At 33.7% G+C, this 26,785-nt stretch carries 24 protein-coding genes; 11 read left to right on the forward strand and 13 right to left on the reverse strand.

The window, feature by feature from the left end:
• Positions 1-78: 78 nt before the first annotated feature.
• The 6 genes from gyrA to dnaA all read right to left on the reverse strand — a co-directional run bounded on the left by gyrA (position 79) and on the right by dnaA (position 9,227).
• Complete coding sequence (gyrA, locus tag JV528_RS03870) at positions 79-2,739, reverse strand: DNA gyrase subunit A (RefSeq protein ID WP_204177563.1); 2,661 nt, start codon at positions 2,737-2,739, stop codon at positions 79-81.
• Positions 2,740-2,775: 36 nt separating this feature from the next.
• Complete coding sequence (gene gyrB, locus JV528_RS03875) at positions 2,776-4,710, reverse strand: DNA topoisomerase (ATP-hydrolyzing) subunit B (RefSeq protein ID WP_000255586.1); 1,935 nt, start codon at positions 4,708-4,710, stop codon at positions 2,776-2,778.
• A gap of 9 nt (positions 4,711-4,719) precedes the next feature.
• Positions 4,720-5,832: a DNA replication/repair protein RecF gene (gene recF, locus JV528_RS03880; RefSeq protein WP_000775113.1), complete on the reverse strand. Its 1,113-nt coding sequence runs from the start codon at positions 5,830-5,832 to the stop codon at positions 4,720-4,722.
• On the reverse strand, positions 5,829-6,074 hold the full coding sequence (yaaA, locus tag JV528_RS03885) for a S4 domain-containing protein YaaA (protein ID WP_001789359.1): 246 nt from the start codon (positions 6,072-6,074) through the stop codon (positions 5,829-5,831). Before yaaA ends, recF begins: the two co-directional genes overlap by 4 nt.
• A gap of 380 nt (positions 6,075-6,454) precedes the next feature.
• A complete protein-coding gene (dnaN, locus tag JV528_RS03890) occupies positions 6,455-7,588 on the reverse strand; it encodes a DNA polymerase III subunit beta (RefSeq protein ID WP_000969811.1) in 1,134 nt (377 codons plus the stop codon).
• A gap of 277 nt (positions 7,589-7,865) precedes the next feature.
• Positions 7,866-9,227 (reverse strand): chromosomal replication initiator protein DnaA, encoded by a 1,362-nt coding sequence (dnaA, locus tag JV528_RS03895; protein ID WP_001290433.1) that lies wholly within the window; start codon positions 9,225-9,227, stop codon positions 7,866-7,868.
• Between the two features lie 730 nt (positions 9,228-9,957).
• On the opposite strand from dnaA, the gene rpmH reads away from it, so the two are divergent.
• The 9 genes from rpmH to JV528_RS03940 all read left to right on the forward strand — a co-directional run bounded on the left by rpmH (position 9,958) and on the right by JV528_RS03940 (position 17,887).
• Complete coding sequence (gene rpmH, locus JV528_RS03900; protein ID WP_000240855.1) at positions 9,958-10,095, forward strand: 50S ribosomal protein L34; 138 nt, start codon at positions 9,958-9,960, stop codon at positions 10,093-10,095.
• 120 nt (positions 10,096-10,215) lie between these two features.
• Entirely contained in the window at positions 10,216-10,569 is a 354-nt protein-coding gene (gene rnpA, locus JV528_RS03905; protein WP_204177618.1) for a ribonuclease P protein component, read from the forward strand.
• Positions 10,570-10,707: 138 nt separating this feature from the next.
• Positions 10,708-12,087, forward strand: a complete 1,380-nt coding sequence (gene mnmE / locus JV528_RS03910; RefSeq protein WP_204177565.1) for a tRNA uridine-5-carboxymethylaminomethyl(34) synthesis GTPase MnmE — start codon at positions 10,708-10,710, stop codon at positions 12,085-12,087.
• Between the two features lie 66 nt (positions 12,088-12,153).
• Complete coding sequence (gene mnmG, locus JV528_RS03915; RefSeq protein ID WP_000046621.1) at positions 12,154-14,031, forward strand: tRNA uridine-5-carboxymethylaminomethyl(34) synthesis enzyme MnmG; 1,878 nt, start codon at positions 12,154-12,156, stop codon at positions 14,029-14,031.
• Positions 14,031-14,750 (forward strand): 16S rRNA (guanine(527)-N(7))-methyltransferase RsmG, encoded by a 720-nt coding sequence (gene rsmG / locus JV528_RS03920; RefSeq protein WP_000215593.1) that lies wholly within the window; start codon positions 14,031-14,033, stop codon positions 14,748-14,750. The genes mnmG and rsmG overlap by 1 nt, the downstream gene beginning before the upstream one ends.
• A gap of 42 nt (positions 14,751-14,792) precedes the next feature.
• Positions 14,793-15,632: a nucleoid occlusion protein gene (noc, locus tag JV528_RS03925; protein WP_000742837.1), complete on the forward strand. Its 840-nt coding sequence runs from the start codon at positions 14,793-14,795 to the stop codon at positions 15,630-15,632.
• 609 nt (positions 15,633-16,241) lie between these two features.
• On the forward strand, positions 16,242-16,595 hold the full coding sequence (locus tag JV528_RS03930) for a DUF3147 family protein (RefSeq protein ID WP_000491379.1): 354 nt from the start codon (positions 16,242-16,244) through the stop codon (positions 16,593-16,595).
• 67 nt (positions 16,596-16,662) lie between these two features.
• Entirely contained in the window at positions 16,663-17,058 is a 396-nt protein-coding gene (locus JV528_RS03935; protein ID WP_000779134.1) for a DUF3147 family protein, read from the forward strand.
• Between the two features lie 259 nt (positions 17,059-17,317).
• A complete protein-coding gene (locus tag JV528_RS03940) occupies positions 17,318-17,887 on the forward strand; it encodes a helix-turn-helix transcriptional regulator (protein WP_031927787.1) in 570 nt (189 codons plus the stop codon).
• Positions 17,888-18,004: 117 nt separating this feature from the next.
• On the opposite strand, the gene JV528_RS03945 is transcribed toward JV528_RS03940, so the two are convergent.
• The 4 genes from JV528_RS03945 to vraD form a co-directional block, all read right to left on the reverse strand.
• Entirely contained in the window at positions 18,005-18,205 is a 201-nt protein-coding gene (locus JV528_RS03945) for a cold-shock protein (protein WP_204177566.1), read from the reverse strand.
• Between the two features lie 392 nt (positions 18,206-18,597).
• On the reverse strand, positions 18,598-18,789 hold the full coding sequence (vraH, locus tag JV528_RS03950; RefSeq protein WP_000672036.1) for a peptide resistance ABC transporter activity modulator VraH: 192 nt from the start codon (positions 18,787-18,789) through the stop codon (positions 18,598-18,600).
• A 92-nt stretch (positions 18,790-18,881) separates the two neighbouring features.
• Positions 18,882-20,762 (reverse strand): ABC transporter permease, encoded by a 1,881-nt coding sequence (vraE, locus tag JV528_RS03955; protein WP_204177567.1) that lies wholly within the window; start codon positions 20,760-20,762, stop codon positions 18,882-18,884.
• On the reverse strand, positions 20,752-21,510 hold the full coding sequence (gene vraD, locus JV528_RS03960) for an ABC transporter ATP-binding protein (RefSeq protein WP_204177568.1): 759 nt from the start codon (positions 21,508-21,510) through the stop codon (positions 20,752-20,754). The genes vraE and vraD overlap by 11 nt, the downstream gene beginning before the upstream one ends.
• A 289-nt stretch (positions 21,511-21,799) precedes the next feature.
• On the opposite strand from vraD, the gene JV528_RS03965 reads away from it, so the two are divergent.
• Positions 21,800-22,312 (forward strand): HdeD family acid-resistance protein, encoded by a 513-nt coding sequence (locus tag JV528_RS03965; protein WP_204177569.1) that lies wholly within the window; start codon positions 21,800-21,802, stop codon positions 22,310-22,312.
• A gap of 434 nt (positions 22,313-22,746) precedes the next feature.
• Here JV528_RS03965 and JV528_RS03970 read toward each other — a convergent pair whose 3' ends face one another.
• From JV528_RS03970 to JV528_RS03980, 3 genes are all read right to left on the reverse strand, one after another.
• On the reverse strand, positions 22,747-23,553 hold the full coding sequence (locus tag JV528_RS03970; protein WP_204177570.1) for an arylamine N-acetyltransferase family protein: 807 nt from the start codon (positions 23,551-23,553) through the stop codon (positions 22,747-22,749).
• 242 nt (positions 23,554-23,795) lie between these two features.
• Positions 23,796-24,812, reverse strand: a complete 1,017-nt coding sequence (locus tag JV528_RS03975; protein WP_204177571.1) for a HoxN/HupN/NixA family nickel/cobalt transporter — start codon at positions 24,810-24,812, stop codon at positions 23,796-23,798.
• A 165-nt stretch (positions 24,813-24,977) separates the two neighbouring features.
• A complete protein-coding gene (locus tag JV528_RS03980; protein WP_204177573.1) occupies positions 24,978-25,553 on the reverse strand; it encodes a helix-hairpin-helix domain-containing protein in 576 nt (191 codons plus the stop codon).
• Between the two features lie 221 nt (positions 25,554-25,774).
• Here JV528_RS03980 and rarD point away from each other — a divergent pair, with 221 nt between their 5' ends.
• A complete protein-coding gene (gene rarD / locus JV528_RS03985; RefSeq protein ID WP_001091175.1) occupies positions 25,775-26,683 on the forward strand; it encodes an EamA family transporter RarD in 909 nt (302 codons plus the stop codon).
• The last annotated feature ends 102 nt before the right edge of the window (positions 26,684-26,785 follow it).

The following is a 26,785-nucleotide window of genomic DNA, read 5'->3' on the forward strand; positions in this document are numbered from 1 at the left end:
ATCATTGAATATAGTACAGCATTACTTTCTAGCATAAAAATAAGACTCCCCTACATATAGGGAAGTCTTATTTTTTTATTATTCTTCATCTTCATCTGATGATTGTTGTATATCTTCTTCAACACGATCCATGAAATCTTGTCTTACTTCAATACGTCCATCTTCATCATTTTCTTCTGAATCAATCACTTCAGTATGAATTGCATTTCCTGGTGTTTCATCATTTACAACCGCTTCACGTTGTTGTTCAGTACCATCTTCAGATACAGTAGATTGTTCATCTTCATTTACTTCGTCTGCATCCTCTTTTACTTTAGCAACCGTTGAAACAAATTGATCATCGCCTAAGCGAATTAAGCGAACACCTTGTGCTGCACGACCATTTTGAGAAATATCTGCAACATCTAGTCGAATAATGACACCGGCATTAGTAACAATCATTAAATCTTCTTCACCAGTTACTGTAGTGATACATACAACATTACCATTACGCTCAGTAATCGTAGCTGTTTTAATACCTTTACCACCACGATTTGATAAACGATAGTCATTAACTGGCGTACGTTTACCATAACCATTTTCAGTAACTACTAATACTTCATCAACACTGTTTGCATGAGCTACATCAAGCCCTACAACTTCGTCACCTTCACGAAGTGTAATACCTTTCACACCCGTTGCTGTACGGCCTAAAGGACGTAATGTTGATTCAGGGAATCGAATTAATGATGCATGTGATGTACCAATCAAGATATCTTCTTGACCACTTGTTAAACGAACTGCAATTAACTCATCATCTTCTCTGAACGAAATCGCAATCTTACCATTTCTATTTATTCTTGAGAAGTTACTTAATGCTGAACGTTTAACGACACCACGCTTAGTTGCAAACACTAAGAAGTTGTCTTCACTTTCAAGGTCTTTAACAGCAATCATTGTACTAATGACTTCATCATTTTCAAGTTCAATAGCATTCACTACAGGAATACCTTTAGACTGTCTTGATAACTCAGGCACTTCATAACCTTTAAGTTTGTATACACGACCTTTGTTAGTAAAGAACAATACATGGTCATGTGTACTTAAAGTTACCAATTGACTGACAAAATCTTCTTCCAATGTATTCATACCTTGAACACCACGACCACCACGGTTTTGAGCACGATATGTAGATACCGGCAAACGTTTAATGTAGTTATTATGGCTTAGTGTAATTACTATTTGTTCTTCTGGAATTAAGTCTTCGTCCTCTAAGTCTTCAAATCCACCTAATTGAATTTCTGTACGACGATCATCACCGAAACGATCTCTAATTTCAGTCAATTCATCTCTAACTAACTGTAATAACACTTCTTCATCAGCTAAGATTGCTTCTAATTCACTAATATAATTTAATAACTCATTATATTCAGCTTCAATTTTGTCTCTCTCTAAACCTGTTAGACGTCTTAAACGCATGTCTAAAATAGCTTGAGCTTGTTTTTCAGAAAGTTTGAAGCGTTGTTGCAAGCTTTCCATTGCAACTTTATCTGTATCTGACTCACGAATCGTTGAAATAATTTCATCGATATGGTCAAGTGCGATACGTAATCCTTCTAAAATGTGGGCACGATCTTTAGCTTTACGTAAGTTGTATTGCGTACGTCTTCTAACAACTGTCTTTTGATGCTCTAAATAATGTACCAACGCTTCTTTTAAATTAATAAGCTTCGGTCTACCATTTACAAGTGCAATCATATTCACACCAAATGATGTTTGAAGTGGCGTTTGTTTGTATAAATTATTTAAAATGACACTAGCATTTGCATCCTTACGCACATCAATAACGACACGCACACCAGTACGTAAACTTGTTTCATCACGTAAATCAGTGATACCGTCAATTTTCTTGTCACGAACGAGTTCTGCAATTTTTTCAATCATACGAGCCTTATTCACTTGGAAAGGAATTTCAGTGACAACAATACGTTGACGTCCGCCTCCACGTTCTTCAATAACTGCACGAGAACGCATTTGAATTGAACCACGACCTGTTTCATATGCACGTCTAATACCACTCTTACCTAAAATAAGTCCAGCAGTAGGGAAATCAGGACCTTCAATATCCTCCATTAACTCAGCAATTGAAATATCAGGGTTCTTACTTAAGCTAAGTACACCATTGATTAATTCTGTTAAGTTATGTGGTGGAATATTCGTTGCCATACCTACCGCGATACCTGATGCACCATTGGCTAACAAGTTAGGGAATCGAGCAGGTAAGACTGACGGCTCTCTTTCATTACCATCATAGTTATCGATAAAATCTATTGTATCTTTATTAATATCACGTAACAGTTCAAGTGTGATTTTAGTCATACGCGCTTCAGTATAACGCATTGCTGCTGCGCCATCTCCATCCATTGAACCAAAGTTACCTTGGCCATCAACAAGCGGATAACGATAACTGAAATCTTGAGCCATACGTACCATTGCTTCATAAATAGATAAGTCACCATGAGGGTGATATTTACCCATTACGTCACCAACGATACGTGCTGATTTTTTATATGATTTATCCGGTGTCATACCTTGTTCATTTAATCCATATAGTATACGACGATGTACTGGTTTTAAACCGTCACGAACATCTGGCAATGCACGAGCAACGATAACACTCATCGCATAATCTAAAAATGATTCACGCATTTCACTGGTAATATTTCGTTCATTTATTCTTGATTGAGGTAATTCAGCCATCAAGAGTTCCTCCTTCAAAAGTTCAGTTCACAGCGCTTAGAAGTCTAAGTTTGCATAAACTGCATTATCTTCTATAAATTGTCTACGGTTTTCTACAACATCACCCATTAACATTTCAAATGTTTGGTCCGCTTCAATCGCATCTTCAAGTTTTACTTGTAAAAGAGCGCGGTGCTCAGGGTTCATTGTTGTTTCCCATAATTGATCTGCATTCATTTCTCCAAGACCTTTGTATCGTGCAATAGACCATTTTGGTGTTGGATTCAATTCAGATTTAAGTTTATCAAGTTCCCTATCATTGTATACATAATACTTTTGTTTACCTTGTGTCAGTTTATACAACGGTGGCTGTGCAATATACACATAGCCTGCTTCAATTAACGGTCTCATAAATCGATAGAAGAATGTTAATAACAATGTTCTAATATGCGCTCCATCCACATCGGCATCAGTCATAATGACGATTTTGTGATATCTTGCTTTCGCTAGATCAAAGTCGCCACCGATTCCTGTACCAAATGCTGTGATCATTTGACGAATTTCATTGTTATTCAAAATTCTATCTAATCGTGCTTTTTCAACATTTAATATCTTACCTCGTAATGGTAAAATCGCCTGCGTTCTAGAGTCACGACCAGATTTTGTAGACCCCCCGGCAGAGTCCCCTTCGACTAAGAAAATCTCACATTCTTCAGGACTTTTACTAGAGCAATCGGCTAATTTACCTGGAAGGCTTGCTACATCTAACGCTGATTTACGACGTGTTACTTCACGCGCTTTTTTCGCAGCAACACGTGCACGTGCCGCCATAATACCTTTTTCAACCACTGTACGTGCGACTTGTGGATTTTCATATAAAAATCGTTCAAAGTGCTCTGAGAATAATTTATCTACAACTTGACGCACTTCAGAATTACCTAATTTTGTCTTCGTTTGACCTTCGAATTGAGGATCACCATGTTTGATAGATATAATTGCTGTCATACCTTCACGTGTATCTTCACCAGAAAGTCTATCTTTTTCTTCTTTCATAATCTTGCTACTTAAACCATAACTATTTAAGACACGCGTTAATGCACGTTTGAATCCGTCTTCATGCGTACCACCTTCGTACGTATGAATGTTATTTGCGTAAGTTAAAAGATTTGTGGCATATCCTGAGTTATATTGAATCGCAATTTCTACTTCAATATCATCTTTAGATTGATGAATATAAATTGGCTCATCATGAATAGGTTCTTTATTTTCGTTCAATAACTCAACGTACGATTTAATACCGCCCTCATAGTGATAGGAGTCTTCTCTAACGTTTTCTTCATCACGTTCATCTCTTAATGTGATTTGAATTCCTTTGTTTAAGAAAGCAAGCTCTCTAATACGCTGCTGTAATGTTTCATAGTTGTATACAGTTGTCTCTGTGAAGATTTCTCCATCTGCTTTAAAACGAATGACAGTACCTGTCTTATCAGTTGTGCCAACTTCTTTTAAGTCAAATTGAGGTACACCTTTTTTATATGCTTGATGATATATAGTCTCATTTCTGTGTACATATACTTCTAAGTCTTGTGACAATGCGTTTACAACTGATGAACCAACACCATGTAAACCACCAGATACTTTGTATCCGCCACCGCCAAATTTACCACCAGCATGTAAAACAGTTAAAATAACTTCGACAGCTGGACGTCCCATTTTTTCTTGAATATCAACTGGGATACCACGTCCGTTATCCGTTACTTTAATCCAGTTATCTTTTTCAATAACAACTTCAATTTGATTTGCATAACCAGCTAATGCTTCATCGATACTATTATCGACAATTTCCCACACTAAATGGTGCAAACCTCTCTCTGAAGTCGATCCTATATACATACCTGGTCTTTTACGTACTGCTTCTAAACCTTCTAATACTTGTATTTGCCCAGCACCATAATTATCCGTGTTGTTTACATCTGACAATGCAGTCACCATCGCTTTCTGTTACTTTATAATTTCACCTTGATTAATACGATACAATTTAGCGTTATTCATGATTTCATGATCAATACCATCTACAGATGTCGTAGTGACAAATGTTTGTACTTTATGCTGAATCGTACTTAATAAATGCGTTTGACGCGAATCATCTAATTCACTGAGTACATCGTCTAATAATAAGATGGGATATTCCCCAACTTCGATATTCATTAACTCAATTTCAGCTAATTTAATGGACAAAGCCGTTGTACGTTGCTGTCCTTGAGAACCATATGTTTGAGCATCCATGCCATTCACATCAAAACTTATATCATCTCGATGTGGTCCGAATAAGCTAATGCCTCGTTCTTTTTCTCTTTGCATATTATCGCTAAGAATAGACATAATTTCTTCAAGTCGTGCCGCTTCATTTTGAGCATAATCAAATTTAAGACTAGGTAAATAATTCAGCGACAACGCTTCTTTATCATTTGTGATACCAGCATGAATCGGTTTAGCTAACGACTCTAGCTCTTGAATAAAATGTGCACGTTTATCAGTTACTTTCATTGCATATTCAGCAAACTGCTGATTTAATACTTCCAACATTGTTAAGTCCTTTTTTTGGCCTAATTGTAACTGCTTTAAGTAATTATTCTTTTGCTTTAAAATACGTTGGTATTGAGCTAAATCATTTAAGTAAACAGCAGAAATTTGGCCCAACTCCATATCTATAAAGCGTCGTCTTATTTGAGGAGAGCCTTTTACAATATTCAAATCTTCTGGCGCAAATAGAACCACATTGAGGTGTCCAATATATTGAGTTAGACGACTTTGCTCTAAGTGATTCACTTTGACTTGTTTACCTTTTTTAGTTATAAACATTGTTAATGGCATCGTGCCGTGTCTATAACTAAGCTCACCTTCTATTTTAGCATAATCAGCATTAAAACGTATGAGTTCCTTATCATTACTCGTTCTATGACTTTTTGCTAAAGCTAAGGTATAAATTGATTCAAGTAAATTTGTCTTTCCTTGTGCATTTTCTCCAATGAGGATATTCACGTCAGGATGACATTTCAACGTAACCTCATCATAGTTACGATAATTTTCTAATTGGAGTGTATTTAACTTCATTGTTCACCTTGATGAATGATTAAGAAAGAACCAGCATCTTCAGGTAATTCTGGGATATCTATACGATCTTGATGTTCTAACTTTTTACCGCGACGTGTTTCACGCACTCCATTAATTAATACTTCAACGTCTTGCAAGAACCATTTTGCTTGACCACCAGATTCAATAATCCCTTCTGTTTTTAGAAATTGACCTAAATTAATGTCTCCTTCTACTACAACTTCTTGAACCAAAATAATCACTCCATTTCTTTGTATGTCATTAATATATTATACCTTTTTTTGTCACAAATTTCATTTAAAATAGAGGTAGAAACCGTTTACATATAAATAATTAATTCTTATTTTTTGGCAATACTGTCATTTTCAATTTTTTAACGCTATTTAACGGCGTTTAACTTTTATATTCAACTTGTTATTGACTATTAAAATTTTAAATTTAAAGGGCATATAAGCACACTTATTAAATTTTGGATATATTTGTCATAAATTTAATTGGCGTCTTTTATTTGCTGTTTAAAATGCTGCCAAATTTATTTTACATACGCATCTAGAATTATTTTTGCCAAAAAATAAAGGATGACGTTTTAATTAATCACGTCATCCTTTATTTATATTTATTTTTAGTAAGTTCTGATTGGTAAAATTAATTGCGTTACCGAGTCGTCACCTTTTGGTTTTAGAATAAATGGTTTCATTGTACCGAAGAATTCAACTTCAACCTCATCATTATCGATTGCTTTTAAAGCATCCATCATATATTTAGAGTTGAATGAAATTTTCAGGCTACCACCTTCAACATCGTTTGCATCAACTTCTTCTTTTACAGTACCAATTTCTGGTGATGTAGAAGATAATTCAACAACGTCATCACCTGTACTTAATTTAATAACGTTGTTACCACCTTCACGTGCTAATAAAGAGGCACGATCAATCGCATGATAAAACTCCCCATTGTCTATACTTAATTTAATTTCATAGTTTTCAGGGAATAAACGTGTTGTATCAGGATAATGTCCTTCTAATAATCGAGAAATAAAGTTCACATTTCCAACTTTAAATAAAACTTGGTTTGAAGCAAAGAAGATATCAATGTCTTCTTCATTGTCAGACATAATTTTATTTAATTCAGCTAAAGCCTTACCTGGAATGATGACATTTTTGTTTTCAGAAACATCTTCTAACTGCAACTTTCTTACAGCCAAGCGGTGTGAGTCAGTCGCTGTGCATATTAATTCATTTTCTTGTATAAGCCAGTTCACACCAGTTAGTACTGGGCGTGTTTCTGAGGTGGACACTGCAAAATTTGTTTGTGCAATCACGTTTTTAAGCACTTTTACCGACAATTGAATTGCGTCATCTCTAGAAACTTGAGGTAATAAAGGATATTGATCTGGATCTAAGCCACTTAAATTAAATTCAGAATGACCTGATGTAATTAATGTCTGGAATTGTTCATTTGTAGATAATTTAACATCTTTACCAGGTAATTTTTTTATAATATCAACAAAGAATCGTCCAGGAAGTACTACTGAGCCTGTTTCTGAAATATTGACAATATCTTCGCCATCTACAGTTTTAGGAATAGTGATTTCTATTGAAATTTCAGAGTCTGAACCAGTTAATATAACTTCATGTTCTTTCGCATCGATTTTGATACCAGTTAATATAGGTAATGTTGTTCTTGGTGAAATAGCTTTTAATGTGTCATTTAATTGTGTAATAAAATAATCTCTTTTAATAGTGAATTCCATCATTAATTAAAACTCCTTCCAGTCGTTTATATATAATTATATAGGTTTTAAGTTCTTAGTAATAGTAGTAGGTGCTGTGGATTGGTGGATAAGTCTTAAAAACATAGATTTGGCGAAGTTATACACATGTTGATAACTTGTGTAGGGTGTGTATGACTTTTAAACATTATCCACAAAATGAGTTTTGCTCATCTTGCCACATTAGCATATAGAAATGTAAAAAATGATTGTTATCATTAGTGCTGTTATATAACAGATTACATTTCCCAAAGTTTCCTACTTATACATTTCTTATTTCTTTTTCAAGATTCTCTACTTCTTGTTTAAAAATAGGATCTTCTTTTAAATCTTTAGATATTTTTTCATGAGCATGAATGACGGTCGTATGATCACGCCCACCAAATTCTTCACCAATTTTAGGTAATGAGAAATCTGTAAGCTCTCTAGACAAGTACATAGCTATTTGACGCGGATATGCAATTGACTTTGTACGTTTTTTTGCACTGAAATCTTCAATTCTAACATTATAGTACTGGCCTACAATTTTTTGAATATCTTGGATGGTAATCTTTTTAGATTTTGGTGCTTGAATGATATCTTTTAAAGCTTCAGCAGTTAATTCAGTTGTAATTGGTTTTCCTAATAATTGTGAATATGCAAGTAAACGTGTTAATGCACCTTCTAATTCACGAATATTAGATTGAATTTGATTTGCTATATAATTTAAAGCTTCTGGTGGAATATCTAATTTTTCTTCTTCAATTTTCTTCTGCAAAATTGCCATTCGAGTTTCATAATCTGGTGGCGTAATATCAACAATTAGCCCCCATTCAAAGCGTGAACGTAATCGGTCTTCTAATTGTGCAATTTCCTTTGGTGGTCGATCACTCGAAATAACTATTTGCTTGTTATTCTGATGCAATTCATTAAAAGTATAGAAAAATTCTTCTTGTGTTTGTACCTTGTTTTGTATGAACTGAATATCATCGATTAATAAGACGTCGATATTACGATATCTTTCTCTGAAAGCTTCACCTTCGTTATCACGAATTGATTTAATAAATTCATTTGTGAATTTTTCACTTGATGTGTAAATCACTTTGGCATCTGGATTATTATCTAAAACATGATGACCAATGGCATGCATTAAATGGGTTTTTCCTAAACCAACACCTCCATAGATAAATAATGGATTGTACGCTTTGGCTGGTGCTTCGGCTACAGCTAAACTTGCTGCATGTGGAAAGCGGTTACCAGGTCCGATTACAAAAGTGTCAAATGTGTTATGGGCATTGAATTGCTCTCTACCAAGCACATGATTATCCTCAGTTGTTTCAGTAGAAGGTTTTGTTGTTTCTTTTGGAGTAGCAGTTTCATTATTACTATAATTTGCTAATTCTTCAGTAGTAATAAAGTGAGGTTTAACTTCATAGCCTACAACATCAAATAAGATTGCTTGGATAATTTCAGCATATTGTTGATTTAACCAATTTGCATTAAAAGGAATACTCGATAATACGATAGCTTCACCATCTTTAATCGTGTAAAGCTCAGTATCTTTTAGGAAAGTTGAGTAACTTACAGCTGATAATTTTTCTTGAGCAATTTCAAGCACTTTTTCCCAAATTTCTTTTTCCGACATAAATTTACTCCATCTTTCTTAAATTTTTAAGTTATACACAAAAATAACAGCCGTGGATAACTTCTAAACACACCATGTTAATAATTATCCACAAGTTAATAACAATCGGTGGATAACTTTATCCTGCTTATTAGTTATGCACAGTATTTTTATGTAAATATCAATAAATAAATCCTTATAAAATCATGAGTTGGACGACTTATCCACACAATTATACTTTTTCAGTTCTCTATATGTCAAATACCTGTGAATATGTTGCTAAAAATAGTATAACTTTGTGTGTAATTTCTAATTATCCACAATTCTGAAAACTATAAATGTGCATAAGTGGATAACTTTTCCTTCTATAGAATATCTGTTAGTGAGTGTATCAAAACAGCTTGGGAAATAATTTATAAAGTATGTATAAGAACTGTATAAGGTATTCAAACATTGTAAACACTCATGCTTCGGAGCAAACTCATGGTGATGTTATGAAATTTGATTGCTCGCATCGTGTATTTCTATCTTTAATCGATAAAAGTAAAAAAATTGAGCAGTAGTATAAAATGAACTTGCGTTATAAAAAGGATTTTGTTATATTGTAGTAGTTGCTTGAATTATGACTAGATAATCAATGAGCTAATACGAGAATTTTAATCTAAGAAACGCAAAATCTTATCTATTAAAGTGATCAGAGTCTGCATAATCTGGTATATTAGATAACTGTATAAAGATGGAGGTGTTTTGCATGGTAAAACGTACTTATCAACCAAATAAACGTAAACATAGTAAAGTTCATGGTTTCAGAAAACGCATGAGCACAAAAAATGGCCGTAAAGTTTTAGCGCGCCGTCGTCGTAAAGGCCGTAAAGTTTTATCTGCATAAGATCACTGACTCATCAGTGATCTTTTTTTTCGTTTAAATTAAGAATAAATAGAAATTTATGTTATAAGCTCAATAGAAGTTTAAATATAGCTTCAAATAAAAACGATAAATAAGCGAGTGATGTTATTGGAAAAAGATTACCGAATTAAAAAGAATGCAGATTTTCAGAGAATATATAAAAAAGGTCATTCTGTAGCCAACAGACAATTTGTTGTATACACTTGTAATAATAAAGAAATAGACCATTTTCGCTTAGGTATTAGTGTTTCTAAAAAACTAGGTAATGCAGTGTTAAGAAACAAGATTAAAAGAGCAATACGTGAAAATTTCAAAGTACATAAGTCGCATATATTGGCCAAAGATATTATTGTAATAGCAAGACAGCCAGCTAAAGATATGACGACTTTACAAATACAGAATAGTCTTGAGCACGTACTTAAAATTGCCAAAGTTTTTAATAAAAAGATTAAGTAAGGATAGGGTAGGGGAAGGAAAACATTAACCACTCAACGCATCCCGAAGTCTTACCTCAGACAAACGTAAGACTGACCTTAGGGTTATAATAACTTACTTTAAAATGTATTCACATCGTTGAAGGAGGAGAGTAGCAATATGGATTTAGATACAATTACGAGTATTTCAACACCAATGGGTGAAGGGGCAATTGGAATTGTTCGATTGTCTGGACCGCAAGCCGTTGAAATTGCTGACAAATTATATAAAGGAAAACATCTTTTAAATGATGTTCCATCACATACGATTAATTACGGTCATATTATTGATCCAGAGTCTAAAGAAGTGGTTGAAGAAGTTATGGTGTCTGTGTTAAGAGCGCCAAAAACATTTACACGCGAAGATATTATAGAAATTAATTGTCATGGTGGTATTTTAACTATTAATAGAGTGCTGGAACTTACTATGACATATGGCGCTAGGATGGCTGAGCCAGGTGAATTTACAAAACGTGCCTTTTTAAATGGTCGTATTGATTTATCTAAAGCTGAAGCAGTTATGGACTTTATTCGCTCGAAAACAGATAGAGCTTCTAAAGTTGCGATGAATCAAATTGAAGGTCGTCTAAGTGACTTAATCAAAAAACAACGTCAATCTATATTAGAGATACTCGCTCAAGTGGAAGTGAATATTGATTATCCTGAATACGATGATGTTGAAGATGCGACTACTGAATTTCTTTTAGAGCAGTCTAAAGAAATCAAACAGGAAATTAATCGTTTATTAGATACCGGTGCGCAGGGTAAAATTATGCGTGAAGGTTTATCTACAGTTATTGTTGGTAAACCAAACGTAGGTAAATCATCGATGTTAAATAATTTAATACAAGATAATAAAGCGATTGTAACTGAGGTAGCAGGTACGACTAGAGATGTCTTAGAAGAGTACGTCAATGTTCGTGGCGTGCCATTAAGATTAGTTGATACTGCTGGTATACGTGAGACAGAAGATATAGTAGAGAAGATTGGTGTTGAACGCTCTAGAAAGGCTCTTAGCCAAGCAGACTTAATTTTATTTGTATTAAACAATAACGAAGCATTGACTCAAGAAGATTACACATTATATGAAGTGGTTAAAAATGAAAATGTAATCGTAATTGTTAATAAAATGGATTTAGAGCAAAATATAGATATTAATGAAGTTAAAGATATGATAGGCGATACGCCATTAATTCAAACTTCAATGTTAAAACAAGAAGGTATTGATGAATTAGAAATACAAATTCGAGATTTGTTCTTTGGTGGAGAAGTACAAAATCAAGATATGACTTATGTTTCTAATTCAAGACATATTTCATTATTAAAACAAGCAAGACAAACGATACAAGATGCGATTGATGCAGCAGAATCTGGTGTGCCTATGGATATGGTACAAATTGATTTAACTAGAACTTGGGAAATATTAGGAGAAATTATTGGTGAGACTGCAAGTGATGAACTCATCGATCAGTTATTCAGTCAATTCTGCTTAGGTAAATAGTAATTGAATTAGACGGAATACCGTCTAAAGAAGGCTAGTAAGATATCAAATAAGGAGGTTTATATTGTGGCTCAAGAATATGATGTAATCGTTATAGGTGCGGGACATGCAGGTGTAGAAGCAGGTTTAGCATCTGCAAGACGTGGTGCTAAAACATTAATGCTAACAATAAATTTAGATAATATTGCATTTATGCCATGTAACCCATCTGTAGGAGGACCAGCTAAAGGTATCGTTGTTCGTGAAATTGATGCTTTAGGTGGACAAATGGCAAAAACAATCGATAAAACACACATTCAAATGAGAATGTTAAATACTGGTAAAGGACCTGCTGTAAGAGCACTAAGAGCGCAAGCAGATAAAGTACTTTATCAACAAGAAATGAAACGCGTGATTGAAGATGAAGAAAATTTGCATATAATGCAAGGTATGGTAGACGAACTTATTATAGAAGATAATGAAGTTAAAGGTGTACGTACAAATATTGGTACAGAGTATTTATCTAAAGCAGTAATTATTACAACGGGAACATTTTTACGTGGTGAAATCATTTTAGGTAATATGAAGTATTCAAGTGGACCAAATCACCAATTACCATCAATCACATTATCAGACAATTTAAGAGAACTTGGTTTTGATATTGTTCGTTTTAAAACAGGTACACCACCGCGTGTAAATTCAAAAACAATTGACTATTCGAAGACTGAAATACAACCAGGTGACGATGTAGGTCGTGCATTCAGCTTTGAAACAACAGAATATATATTAGATCAATTGCCATGTTGGTTAACGTATACTAATGCTGAAACACACAAAGTTATCGATGATAATTTACATCTATCTGCAATGTATTCAGGGATGATTAAAGGAACTGGGCCACGTTATTGCCCTTCAATTGAAGATAAATTTGTTCGATTTAATGATAAGCCGCGACATCAACTTTTCTTAGAGCCTGAAGGTCGTAATACAAATGAAGTATATGTGCAAGGATTGTCTACAAGTCTTCCTGAACATGTGCAACGTCAAATGTTAGAGACGATACCAGGTCTTGAAAAAGCAGATATGATGCGTGCCGGCTACGCAATTGAATATGATGCGATTGTGCCAACGCAGTTATGGCCTACACTTGAAACGAAAATGATTAAAAACTTATACACTGCAGGTCAAATTAATGGTACATCCGGTTATGAAGAAGCAGCAGGACAAGGATTGATGGCAGGTATTAACGCTGCAGGTAAAGTGTTAAACACAGGCGAAAAGATATTAAGTCGTTCAGATGCATATATAGGTGTATTAATCGATGATCTTGTAACTAAAGGTACTAATGAACCTTATCGTTTACTAACATCACGTGCAGAATATCGTTTGTTACTACGTCATGATAATGCTGATTTGAGATTGACGGATATGGGATATGAACTTGGTATGATTTCTGAAGAACGATATGCACGTTTTAATGAAAAACGTCAGCAAATTGATGCGGAAATTAAGCGTTTATCAGATATTCGTATTAAACCAAACGAACATACGCAAGCGATTATTGAACAACATGGTGGTTCTCGCTTAAAAGATGGTATTTTAGCTATCGATTTATTACGCAGACCTGAAATGACTTACGATATAATTTTAGAAATTTTAGAAGAAGAACATCAATTGAATGCAGATGTTGAAGAACAAGTAGAAATACAAACAAAATATGAAGGTTATATCAATAAATCACTACAACAAGTTGAGAAAGTTAAGCGTATGGAAGAGAAGAAAATTCCAGAAGACTTAGATTATAGTAAGATTGATAGTTTGGCGACTGAAGCGCGAGAAAAACTATCAGAAGTAAAACCTTTAAATATTGCACAAGCTTCTAGAATATCAGGGGTAAATCCAGCAGACATATCTATATTATTGATTTACTTAGAACAAGGTAAACTCCAAAGGGTGAGTGACTAATGACTGTAGAATGGTTAGCAGAACAATTAAAAGAACATAATATTGAATTAACTGAGACTCAAAAACAACAGTTTCAAACATATTATCGTTTACTTGTTGAATGGAATGAAAAGATGAATTTGACAAGTATTACAGATGAACACAATGTATATTTGAAACATTTTTATGATTCCATTGCACCTAGTTTTTATTTTGATTTTAATCAGCCTATAAGTATATGTGATGTAGGTGCTGGAGCTGGTTTTCCAAGTATTCCGTTAAAAATAATGTTTCCTCAGTTAAAAGTGACGATTGTTGATTCATTAAATAAGCGTATTCAATTTTTAAACCATTTAGCGTCAGAATTACAATTACAGGATGTCAGCTTTATACACGATAGAGCAGAAACATTTGGTAAGGGTGTCTACAGGGAGTCTTATGATGTTGTTACTGCAAGAGCAGTAGCTAGATTATCCGTGTTAAGTGAATTGTGTTTACCGCTAGTTAAAAAAGGTGGACAGTTTGTTGCATTAAAATCTTCAAAAGGTGAAGAAGAATTAGAAGAAGCAAAATTTGCAATTAGTGTGTTAGGTGGTAACGTTACAGAAACACATACCTTTGAATTGCCAGAAGATGCTGGAGAGCGCCAGATGTTCATTATTGATAAAAAAAGACAGACGCCGAAAAAGTATCCAAGAAAACCAGGGACGCCTAATAAGACTCCTTTACTTGAAAAATAATGCATAATCCTTTACAACTAACATAAAAGGAGCGAATGGATAATGAAAAAACCTTTTTCAAAATTATTTGGTTTGAAAAACAAAGATGACATCATTGGACATATTGAAGAAGATCGCAATAGTAATGTTGAATCCATTCAAATTGAACGTATCGTTCCCAACCGTTATCAACCAAGACAGGTGTTTGAACCAAATAAAATTAAAGAACTTGCTGAATCAATACATGAACATGGTTTATTACAGCCTATTGTTGTAAGACCGATTGAAGAAGATATGTTTGAAATTATTGCTGGAGAGCGCCGATTTAGAGCTATACAATCACTAAATTTACCTCAAGCAGACGTTATTATTCGTGATATGGATGATGAAGAGACGGCTGTTGTGGCATTAATTGAGAATATTCAAAGAGAAAATTTGTCTGTTGTTGAAGAAGCGGAAGCCTATAAGAAATTATTGGAAATTGGTGATACAACGCAAAGTGAATTGGCAAAAAGTTTAGGTAAAAGTCAAAGCTTTATTGCAAATAAGTTGCGTTTATTGAAGTTGGCGCCGAAAGTACTACTTCGCTTAAGAGAAGGTAAAATTACTGAACGCCATGCGAGAGCAGTATTATCATTGTCTGATAGCGAACAAGAAGCGTTGATTGAGCAAGTCATTGCACAAAAACTAAATGTGAAACAGACTGAAGATAGAGTACGCCAAAAAACGGGGCCCGAAAAAGTCAAAGCACAAAACCTTCGCTTTGCACAAGATGTCACTCAAGCACGAGATGAGGTAGGCAAAAGTATCCAAGCGATTCAACAAACAGGATTACATGTTGAGCATAAAGACAAAGATCATGAAGATTATTATGAAATAAAAATTCGAATATATAAACGTTAGTAGTAGGATGTCGTATACATGATGACTAACACATAAAAGACAAAGCTAAGATCATAACAGCTTTGTCTTTTTTTGTTTTACGTGAAACATAAAAATTTATATTTATATGATGATCAGGCTGGTACATAAATCAATGTTCTATGCTCTACGAAGTTATATTGGCAGTAGTTGACTGAACGAAAATGCGCTTGTAACAAGCTTTTTTCAATTCTAGTCAGGGGCCCCAACACAGAGAATTTCGAAAAGAAATTCTACAGGCAATGCGAGTTGGGGTGAGGGCCCTAACACAGAAGCTGACGAAAAGTCAGCTTACAATAATGTGCAAGTTGGCGGGGCCCCAACATAGAAGCTGGCGGAAAGTCAGCTTACAATAATGTGCAAGTTGGGGTGGGACAACGAAATAAATTTTGCGAAAATATCATTTCTGTCCCACTCCCTAATTTGAGCTGGATATACCTTTATTTGAACCCTTTATTGCTAGTTTATGAAAGTATCATGAAAGCTTTATGAACATCGCTTGAGTTGCCTTTACAGTAGAAAATTTAAGTTTTACACTTTGTGTGAATGATACGTTTTGTATTGAATTAATTATAGAAAGGTACGTTGAAGATGTTTTCAATTGGAAGTGCAATTCTTCATTTTGTCATTGGTGGTATCGCTGTTGCATTAGCTTCAATTATTGCTGATAAGGTAGGCGGTAAGTTAGGAGGCATTATAGCTACTATGCCGGCAGTCTTTCTTGCGGCTATTATCGCATTAGCTTTGGATCATCGTGGTACGCAATTAGTGGAGATGTCGATGAATCTTAGTACTGGAGCAATTGTCGGTATTCTGTCTTGTATATTAACTGTATTTTTGGCATCTCTCTACATTAAGCATAAAGGTTATCGGAAAGGCGCAATATTCACAGTTGTTTGTTGGTTTGTTATTTCCCTCGCAATATTCAGTATTAGACATTTATAGTTTGGAAAATGCGTGATAATTAGTTGTATTCAGTTATTAAGTAATAAATTATTGGAGGCAGAACATCATGAAATTAACATTAATGAAATTTTTTGTGGGGGGATTTGCAGTATTATTAAGTTATATTGTATCTGTAACACTACCTTGGAAAGAATTTGGCGGTATATTTGCAACGTTTCCGGCAGTATTTTTAGTGTCTATGTTTATTACAGGTATGCAATATGGTGATAAAGTCGCTGTGCATGTAAGTCGTGGCGCAGTGTTTGGTATGACAGGGGTATTAGTTTGTATTTTAGTTACATGGATGATGTTACATATGACGCACATGTGGTTGATTAGCATTATTGTTGGTTTCCTAAGCTGGTTCATCAGTGCAGTATGTATTTTTGAAGCGGTAGAATTTATAGCACAAAAAAGATTAGAAAAGCATAGTTGGAAAGCTGGAAAATCGAATAGTAAATAGTGTGAACGTAATCTCTTAAATAGGACTAACTTCGCAAGCATTGAATAGCATGGAAAAGTTGTATCATTAATAAATGAAATTCAAGTTGGCATTGAGAAAATTACAAGCGCGTAATCATACAGGTCTGTCTTAAGGGAGTCTTCGAACCCTTGTGTTGTCGTATGTCAAAACATTTAGTCAATCATACAGGTGACTTGATTTAACTTTATCTGATAGTCTGATTGTAATGATTGTACTAATTGAATGGAGGCGTATGTAATTGAATCTGAGTAAACAAATTAAAAAATATAGGGAACGAGATGGTTATTCACAAGAATATCTTGCTGAAAAGTTATATGTATCTAGGCAGAGTATTTCTAATTGGGAAAATGACAAAAGCTTACCAGACATACATAACTTATTAATGATGTGCGAATTGTTCAATGTAACTTTAGATGATTTAGTAAAAGGGACCATTCCATTTGTACCTGATATTAAAGCGCAACGAAGTCTTAACTTATGGACATATGTGATGCTTATTTTCATGACATTAGCTGCAATTTTAACAGGACCTTTAATTGTTTATTGGAATTGGGCTTGGGGTATAACGGTGATGGTCATTTATGGAATAGGTTATTATGCATCTATGAAAATAGAAGACTTTAAAAAAGTGCATAAAATGGATAACTACGATCGAATTGTTGCTTTTATGAATGGAAAAGATCCTAGTGAAGTACAAACGACTAAAGCTAGAAATATAAAAACAGGTGTACTTTCTTTCATAGCATTTGTTGGTGCAATCATTCTTATAGCTTTGATTAGTATGTATCTGGCAAATAAATTTTTATAAATCATCATCGTATCGTCTCATGATATCCAAAATAGCATAAAAAAATACCAACAAGATTTAGAACCTTGTTGGTAATCAAAGCGATTCATTTATAATGAGTCGTTTTATTTTGTAAGATTAAACAGTTTGTACGTTAACTGCTTGGTCTCCACGTTGACCTTCAGTGATTTCGAAAGTAACTTTTTGACCTTCTTCTAAAGTTTTGTAGCCATCGCTAGCGATACCTGAGAAATGTACGAATACGTCTCCGCCATTTTCTTGTTCGACGAAACCAAAACCTTTTTCTGCGTTAAACCATTTTACTGTACCGTTATTCATATAGAAAACCTCCGTGTGCTTTTGCACTTAATATTTGTAACAAATTCATAACTAAAAAAGAGGATATTCTAAACAAATACACTACAATTTAATTCACGAGCTTTTATTACGTAAGTCCAACTATACGCTCATATTGGCATAATGTACAGTGTTTTTTGAAAATAAATTAAAAAAGATTTTTAAAAACCTTAGAAACGTTGATTTAAAGGGGTTTATAAAAATAAAAAAATGTAGTCTTTTATGGTGTTTGCTAGTTTTCAAAGCGACATATCATTTAAACATGGCGATTTTATAAGCAATTCATAAAAAAACAAGCAGCGATAAACGCTACTTGTTGATATTAAAATCTGACTTGAAAGGTCATAGCAATGTTCTATACTGATGGAATGCGCTTATTTGCCTTTTTCTTCGCGGCGTTTTAAATAATAAGCGCCACCTAATAAACCAACTGGAATACCTATTATTGGTGTTGTAACTACGCTTAAGACAATAACAATCATTGCTAAAGCAATCACGTTATACCAAGTTACAGTCAAATTTTTCAAATCCTCGTATGATTGTTTTACTAATTCTCTAAATTTCATGATTCAATCTCTCCTTTTTTATAAATCAGTTAATAGTTATACTGCATTGCTTAAAATCAAAATCTCAATGAAGCATCTTTTAATCACAAGTGTTAAATGGTTTTCTTAATCAATTTGTTTGAATGTACAAAAGCGATTAAAGCAAAAGCAATGTAAATGAGTGTGTATACAACAATTACTATAATAACCGGCATGAAGGAAATATTACCCATCAATTTCATAAATGCTATGGCGGCGAATACTGCATGTAATATAGCAATCAATAATGGTAAACCGAAGTTGAAAGTAATTTTTAATAATAATCCCTTAAGCATATCTGTATGCGTAAAGCCTATGCGTTTTAATATTCTGAAGTTACTTAGTTCATCTTCAGTTTCATCCATTTGTTTAATATAAATAATACATCCAGCTGCTACTAAAAATGCTAATCCTAAAAATGATGTAACAAATATTAGAATACCGTTAGTAGCATCGACCTCTTTTTTCATGTCATCATACGTGATGACTTTGTCTCCAAACTGTTTTGCAATTGCTTGAGCTTTTTTCTTTTGTGATGTTTGTTTAATATCGTACCCATAAAAAGTATGAACGTTATTTTGTGTTTTCAACTGCTGATACTTTTCAGGACTTACTTCGACGACAGGTGAGTTGAAGCTTAGATTTAAAGGATAAACCTTACTTTTGTCTTCTTGTGTAACACGGAAAGTTTCATTCTTAGTTCCTTTTACTACTAAATCTTTGTTTAAATGGATATTAATAATGTTAGGAAGTGATTTTGTATTTGTAATGATGGCATTGTTACCAGTTAACTTTGTATTTGCACTTAAAATAGAATTCGTGCGACCTGAATCACTACCATTTTCCAAAGTAATAACCTCATCTTTAACATTATTTACAGTAATAGTTTCGTAAGCATTTTTAAAAAATGTAATATGTTGTTGGCTTAGTTTAGATTCAAATTGTTGCGCATCTTGAGAGGCGACCACGTTAAAATCATTGGGTGCCATTGATGTAAGGGTTTGATCTGTATTTGATTTAGATAATGCCGCAAAACACAATACAGTTACTGTAACTGCAGAAATAATTGCAATGATAGTTAAAGACATGGCATTTTTCTTCATTCGGTACATAATAGACGATGTAAATACAACATCTGTAATAGATACGCGTCCATTTTTAGATTTTTTCAAAGTTTTAAAAATCAGTGACACGGAACTTCTGAAGAATAAATAGGCGCCTACAACCGTTAAAAATAAAATGATAAACGGTGATGTCATAGCCATAGTTAGTGCTTTGAACGTACCAAACATTTCTGTCGCCATATAATAGCCTAGTGCAATCATAGCAATACCTAATACGCCTGAAATAACCTCTGCAGTCGTTACTTTCGCAGTTGTAACATCAGTCTTAATTGAGTCTTTCATCATTGATAAGATACTGCGTCTTTTTAAAAATAAACTACTTTGAAATAGAATCAGTATATACGCAATAACTAGCATTAAAATAGTTAAAACAAGGGCCATAGGTTCGAAATGTATCGATAAGTTAATCGATAACGACATCAATTTAGATACAATGGAAAGCAATAATTGTGCACCTGCAATGCCACATAATACACCGACAACACCTGTGATTAAAAATACAATCACTTGTTCAAGTGCTAACATTTTCAAAATGTTTTGTCGTGTTAAACCAATCAACTGAAATAGCGCAAATTCACGTGTACGGCGTTTCACGAATAAATGATTGGCATACATTAAAAAGATGACAATAATGATAAATAAAAATATTGATCCGACTAAAGCACCTTTCTTAATGATGGCCATCGAGTCGTCATTATTTACACCTTTAGTAAACTGTAAGGTTGTAAAACTGAAATATAAGACGATACTAAAAAATAATGAAAATAAATACATTGCATAATGTTTTAAGTTTTGGCGTAAGTTTTTGAAAACGATATGGTTAAATGTCATTTGAGACACCACCTAATACTGATTGAAGATGTACAATGTCTTCATAAAAGGCCTGTTTAGAACGTCCTTCCTGATAAAGTTGTGTATGAATTTGGCCATCTTTTAGCATGATGACACGTTCTGCAAAACTTGCTGCAACCGGATCATGTGTAACCATGACAATAGTTGTATCAAACGATTTATTCATTTCTTCCAAACGTTGTAATAGGTCATTTGCACTTTTCGAGTCGAGTGCGCCTGTTGGCTCATCTGCAAATATGATTTGTGGTTTGTGAACAAATGCTCTTGCTGCTGCAGTTCTTTGTTGTTGACCACCAGATAATTCGCTAGGGTATTTATTTCCTAGGTCATAAATACCTAATGCTGTCGTGATCGCTTTATAATTTTCTTCCATTGTTGCCTTCGACATTTTTTGAACAGATAAAGGTAACATAATGTTTTCTTTAACAGTTAATGTCGGCAGAATACTGTAATCTTGGAAGATGAAACCTAATGATTCTTTACGGAATTTGGCAAGTGCTTTTTGATTAAGTTTATTAAGCTCTTGTCCGTTAGCAAGCACGCTACCGCTAGAAATTTGGTCAATTGAACTTAGTACATTTAATAAGGTTGTCTTACCTGATCCAGAAGGCCCCATAATCGCAACGAATTCGCCTTTTTGTATGTCAAAGTTAATATCTTTAAGTGCTTGAAATGTGTGCTTTTTACCATATGTTTTTGAAACATGTTGCACTGATAATATCGTCATAGTATCACTCCTTTTGTATTTAATTTCATTTTAAATAATAAGTAGAACAGTAGCCTTTATCTAAACTTACAATTCAATGTTTGAATCTTACATAGTTGAAAGATATTAATATATCGTGATTTTCTCGGGTGAATTTGGATTATTGGAAAGCAATTCAACTAATTTGAGCATCGCAGTATTTGCACTGAGGAAATGTTTCTATAAGTTAAGATGAGGGAATTTAATCAATGAACAATAGTGGCACTAATGAAAATATAAAGAAGGCGTTGTTTGAAAGGAAATGATTGTTATGGGAAAAGGAAATCAAGGAATTAAATGGTCTAGTTTGATTATGGGTGTGCTGTTATTAATGTTAGCAGTTGTTATTTTTACGTTCCCAATTGAAAACTTTTATGCAATCACATGGTTAATTGGATTATTTGTATTGATTAATGGTGTGATTCAAATTGTTTATCGTAGAAAAGCCAAAGCTTTAGTTGGCGGTAACCAAAATTGGATTCTGTTTATGGGGATTGTAGATATTCTCTTTGGTCTTATTGTCATTTTTAATGTTGGTGCTAGCTCGGCATTTTTTATCTACATGTTTGCTTTTTGGTTTATTTTTAGTTCTATTGCTGGATTATTTACGTTTTCGGGTAGTGGTAGCTTAAAACTAATTTCAGTGATTTTTAATTTATTAGGTATTGTTTTCGGTGTCATTTTATTATTTAATCCATTAATGGGTATCGTCTTTATTTCGACGATGATTGCTATTGCATTTTTATTCGTAGGTGTCATTTATGTTGTAGATGCACTTGCTTAAGTAAAATGAAGCGGTTCAAAAGAAGGGTGTGGCATGAAGTTTGTGCCATATCCTTTTTGTTGTGTTTGCGCAGAGTGTCGATAAAGAAATACTTTTTCTTTAGAAATTAGTATTTATGTGCATCAGTTTTACTCATGCATGCCTATTTTCAAGTGAGTCTGAGACATAAATCAATGTTCTATGCTCTACAACGTTATATTGGCAGTGGGCCCCCAACACAGAGAAATTGGAATCCCAATTTCAACAAACAAAGCAAGTTGGCGGGGCCCCAACACAGAGAAATTGGAACCCCAATTTCTACAAACAATGCGAGTTGGGGTGGTACAACGAAATGAATTTTGTGAAAATATCATTTTTGTCCCATCCCCTGACGAACATGTGTATTAAAAAGGACGTTACCTACATTAAAGTAAGTTACGTCCGTATTTTTATGATTAATTTTCGCTGTTTTCAAGTCGACTAATAGTTACATTTAGTCCAAAATATTTTTCTAAAAAATGTTTATAGTTATCTTTAGTGACAGCTAACTTTTCTGAGATGCCATCCTTTGCTTTTGTCAAAGTTAAATGATTTTCAGACATTGTAGCACGGCCAAACGATTGTGGCATTGTAATTAATAAATGCTGTACAAATATTGAATCTGGATGCGTTTGATTATATTCAATATTTTTATCAAAATCTGCAATACATTTAGCTTTAAATTCAGCTTCATATTTTGTATGCCAATTATCATTTTCGAATTTTTGAACATAGAAAATATCCTTGTCTTCGTTGTTAAAGATAGCACGAAATGTACCACTGATGTCAGTAATCGGTTGTGTATGCTCTGACGAAGTAATAGGAATGGCGTGTAGAGGTAAGTCTCCAAAGCTAACATCAGTTACATAGAATACATCATTTATAGAAACAACAAGTGAAGCATGTGAACCGTTCAGACTGCGACCGCCACCGGGTGTATGAATAGTAGCTGACATTAATTCGGGATTAAATCCTTTTTGTTGTAAATAGGTTTTGAAAAATGTATTTAACTCATAACAAAAACCACCACGTTTATCATGAACAATTTTATTAAAAAGTGCATCGATATTTATAGATATCGGCTTACCATTTTGAACATCAATATTTTCAAAAGGTACAGTTAACATAAAACGAGTTGCATAATAATTTAATGCTTCAATACTCGGTCGATTATAACGAGATGAATCAATTTGTAAATAATTTTCTAACTTCGCAATATTCATAAGCATAACGCCTCCTGTATTAAAGATTATAGTTAAATTTTAAACAGAAATGCTGAAACTTTAAATTCGAAAGTACTGAATTTTGGATAAACACATTTTAAATAGAAAAATACGCTCTCAAAATGAAGTCATCTCTAAAAGAAACGATTTAAAGATGACTACTGAGAGCGTAGCATAATGGAAGAAGTGTGCAGGATGTCTAAAAATGTAACAATACAAAGGTAGTTGCAAGACAAGTTACTTTATTTAGACCATTTGTGTTCTATGCGACCAAACTTCCAAATTAAACTTGAAATAAGCCAAGTAATTAAAAATAAAGCAACTAGAATATAACCTAAATAATCAAATTCGATTGAACTAATAAATGCCCAAAATGCACCATGTAAGTCTAGTTTATCAGCAAGAATTTGTAGCAATTCAATCATCCCAATCACTAATGCAGCTATGACGGATATCGCAGTAATCGTTATATTGTAATAGATTTTGCGAATAGGATTGAAGAATGCCCAATTATAGGCATATTTCATTACAACACCATCTAAAGTATCCAACAAACTCATACCTGATGCGAATAAAATTGGTAAAGATAAGATTCCGATAAATGAAATGGCTTGTTGTGATGCGCCTGAAGAAAGAGCGAGTAACGCAATTTCACTAGCTGTATCAAAACCAAGTCCAAATAAAAAGCCAAGTGGCAATACGTGCCAACTACGCGTGATTAATTTGAAATAAGGTCCTACAAATCGAGAAACAAATCCTCTAGATTCAAGTAATGCATCGACTTCAGCTTCTTCAATGTGTTCACGACGTAATTTAGCGAACAAGTTAATTAAAGAGATTAAAATAATTAGATTCAACACACCGATAAGCAATAAAAAGAAACCTGAAACTAGTGTACCAATCGTTCCGCCAATATCTTGGAAATGTGGTAATTCATCTTTAGCCCATTTTACAGATATCCCTAAAAAAACAGCCATTAAAAATACGACAGATGAATGTCCAATTGAAAAGTAGAAACCAACACCAGGTGGATCTTTGCGTTGCTGTAATAATTTGCGAACCGTATTATCTATCGCGGCAATATGATCAGCATCAAATGCATGACGTAAACCTAATGTATATGCAAGAATCCCCATACCAAATAAGATATGATGGTCTTTTCCAGCAATCCATAAAAAACTAAACCCAATAACGTGTAATAAAATGACAATAGCTATGTATGGTAACCAGCTTAAGCGCTCATTTTTAAAAACAGTCAAAATATATCCTTCTTTCATAACATGATATTTAATCATACTGTATGTTCAATGTGCACTCTAGCAATAAGTGTTCATATAACAAAAATGTTATGCAAAATTATTTTTTTATATAAAAATATACATGTAACTGCAAAAGAATTTTTGCGATATATATAATTTAATACATTAACCAACAACAATGTAAGATGTTACTTTGCTTAACTTGGCATCCTTTTTATGATTTTCAAATTCAAAAAAATGAGCAAAATGAATCTCTTTACCAGTTTTTAATATTTCAATACCATGCATGGAACCTAAGAACCCATGTGTGATGCTGGAGTGGATATTGAGACTAGCAACCTGATTGTAATGATTAGATAGTTCTTGAATTAATATTTGAGGTCCGTATATGTCAAAGCGGCCAGGGACAGACCAAATAAATTCTGTTGTAACTAGTGAACGTAATAATTCAATATCTAATGCTGCTGTAGCAACTATAAAATCTATCATTTGTTGACGTTTAGGCGCATGATTGCATGACATATCTCCTGTTAATAAAAAAGGTAATGATGAATGAACTTCCGTTTTAAAATGTAGTTGGTGCTGAAATAAAGCTTGTTCCAATATTGATATAGCTTTAGGACCAACGCCATGCATCTCCATTAGAGATGACTTCGTATATTGTGATACTGCTTCTAATGTGTATATACCTTGTGAATTTAGCGCGCGTGTTGCTGGCTTTCCAATTTTAGGTAAAGTCATTTGTATCCATCCTTTATGTTGTATGGTAGTCTTTCTGGCAATATACCCTGATTTGTACAGAATTATTTATAAAATTAATATTGTTTAGTGGTTGGTGAATAAATGTGGGAAATATAAACAAAATGATATCTTTATCGAAATATTATTAGTAAAATCGTTATATTAGCTTAACTTAGTGAGCGTAACATGTTAAAAATTTGGGAGAGTAAGGAGGTATGTAAGTGAATACAGAATATAAAAAAGGTATATTTTTAGCACTCAGTGCATACATTCTGTGGGGAATACTACCTATATATTGGCAGTTCGTTGATGCAATAGGCGCATTTGAAATTTTAGCCTTTCGTATTATATTTTCAGTAATATTCATGATTTTCATACTCGCGGTTGGACAAAAACAACGCAATGCATTTCAACGAGATATGAATCAATTGTTAGCCAAGCCCATTCAATTACTAGCAATTGTCGTAGCAGGCTATGTCATTACATTAAATTGGGGTACATTTATTTGGGCTGTAACGAACGGACACGTCCTACAAACAAGTTTAGGTTATTATATAAATCCACTTGTTAGCATTTTGCTCGCACTTATCTTTTTAAAAGAAAGATTCAATAAATTTGAATGGCTAGCCATTTTATTCGCATTCATCGGTGTATTATATATGACGCTCAAGATTGGAGAATTCCCAATCGTCTCTATTATATTAGCGTTATCCTTTGGTACATACGGATTATTGAAAAAAGTAGTACATATTGATGCCATCAGCAGTATTACGATTGAATGTATTGTTACCGCACCTGCTGGACTAATATACGTTATTTATTTATGGCAGCAACATCAGATGTCATTTGGATTGAACATGTCATCATTTTGGTTATTATTTTCTGGTGCTATTACGGCAATACCACTAATCCTATTCTCAGCCGGAGCAAAACGTATTCCACTTTCGCTAATAGGATTTATTCAATACGTTGGACCAACAATAATGTTTGTACTCGGCATATTTGTTTTCAAAGAGCCTTTTAGTATAGATCAATTAATTACGTTTATATTTATTTGGACAGGTATTGTGTTATATAGTCTTTCTCAATACATTAAATTGAAGAAACATCCGGTCGCAAAAACCCTGTAAAATACGAGGAAAGATAATTATACGTGTTTTCAATTCCCTTTGTGTCATGATAAGGTGAGACTGAGGTATGTGTGCAGTAACAGTGACAGCCGTATAAATTTG

The sequence above is a fragment of the Staphylococcus sp. GDB20D11A genome, assembly GCF_016893255.1.
Taxonomy (GTDB): Bacteria; Bacillota; Bacilli; order Staphylococcales; family Staphylococcaceae; genus Staphylococcus; species Staphylococcus aureus.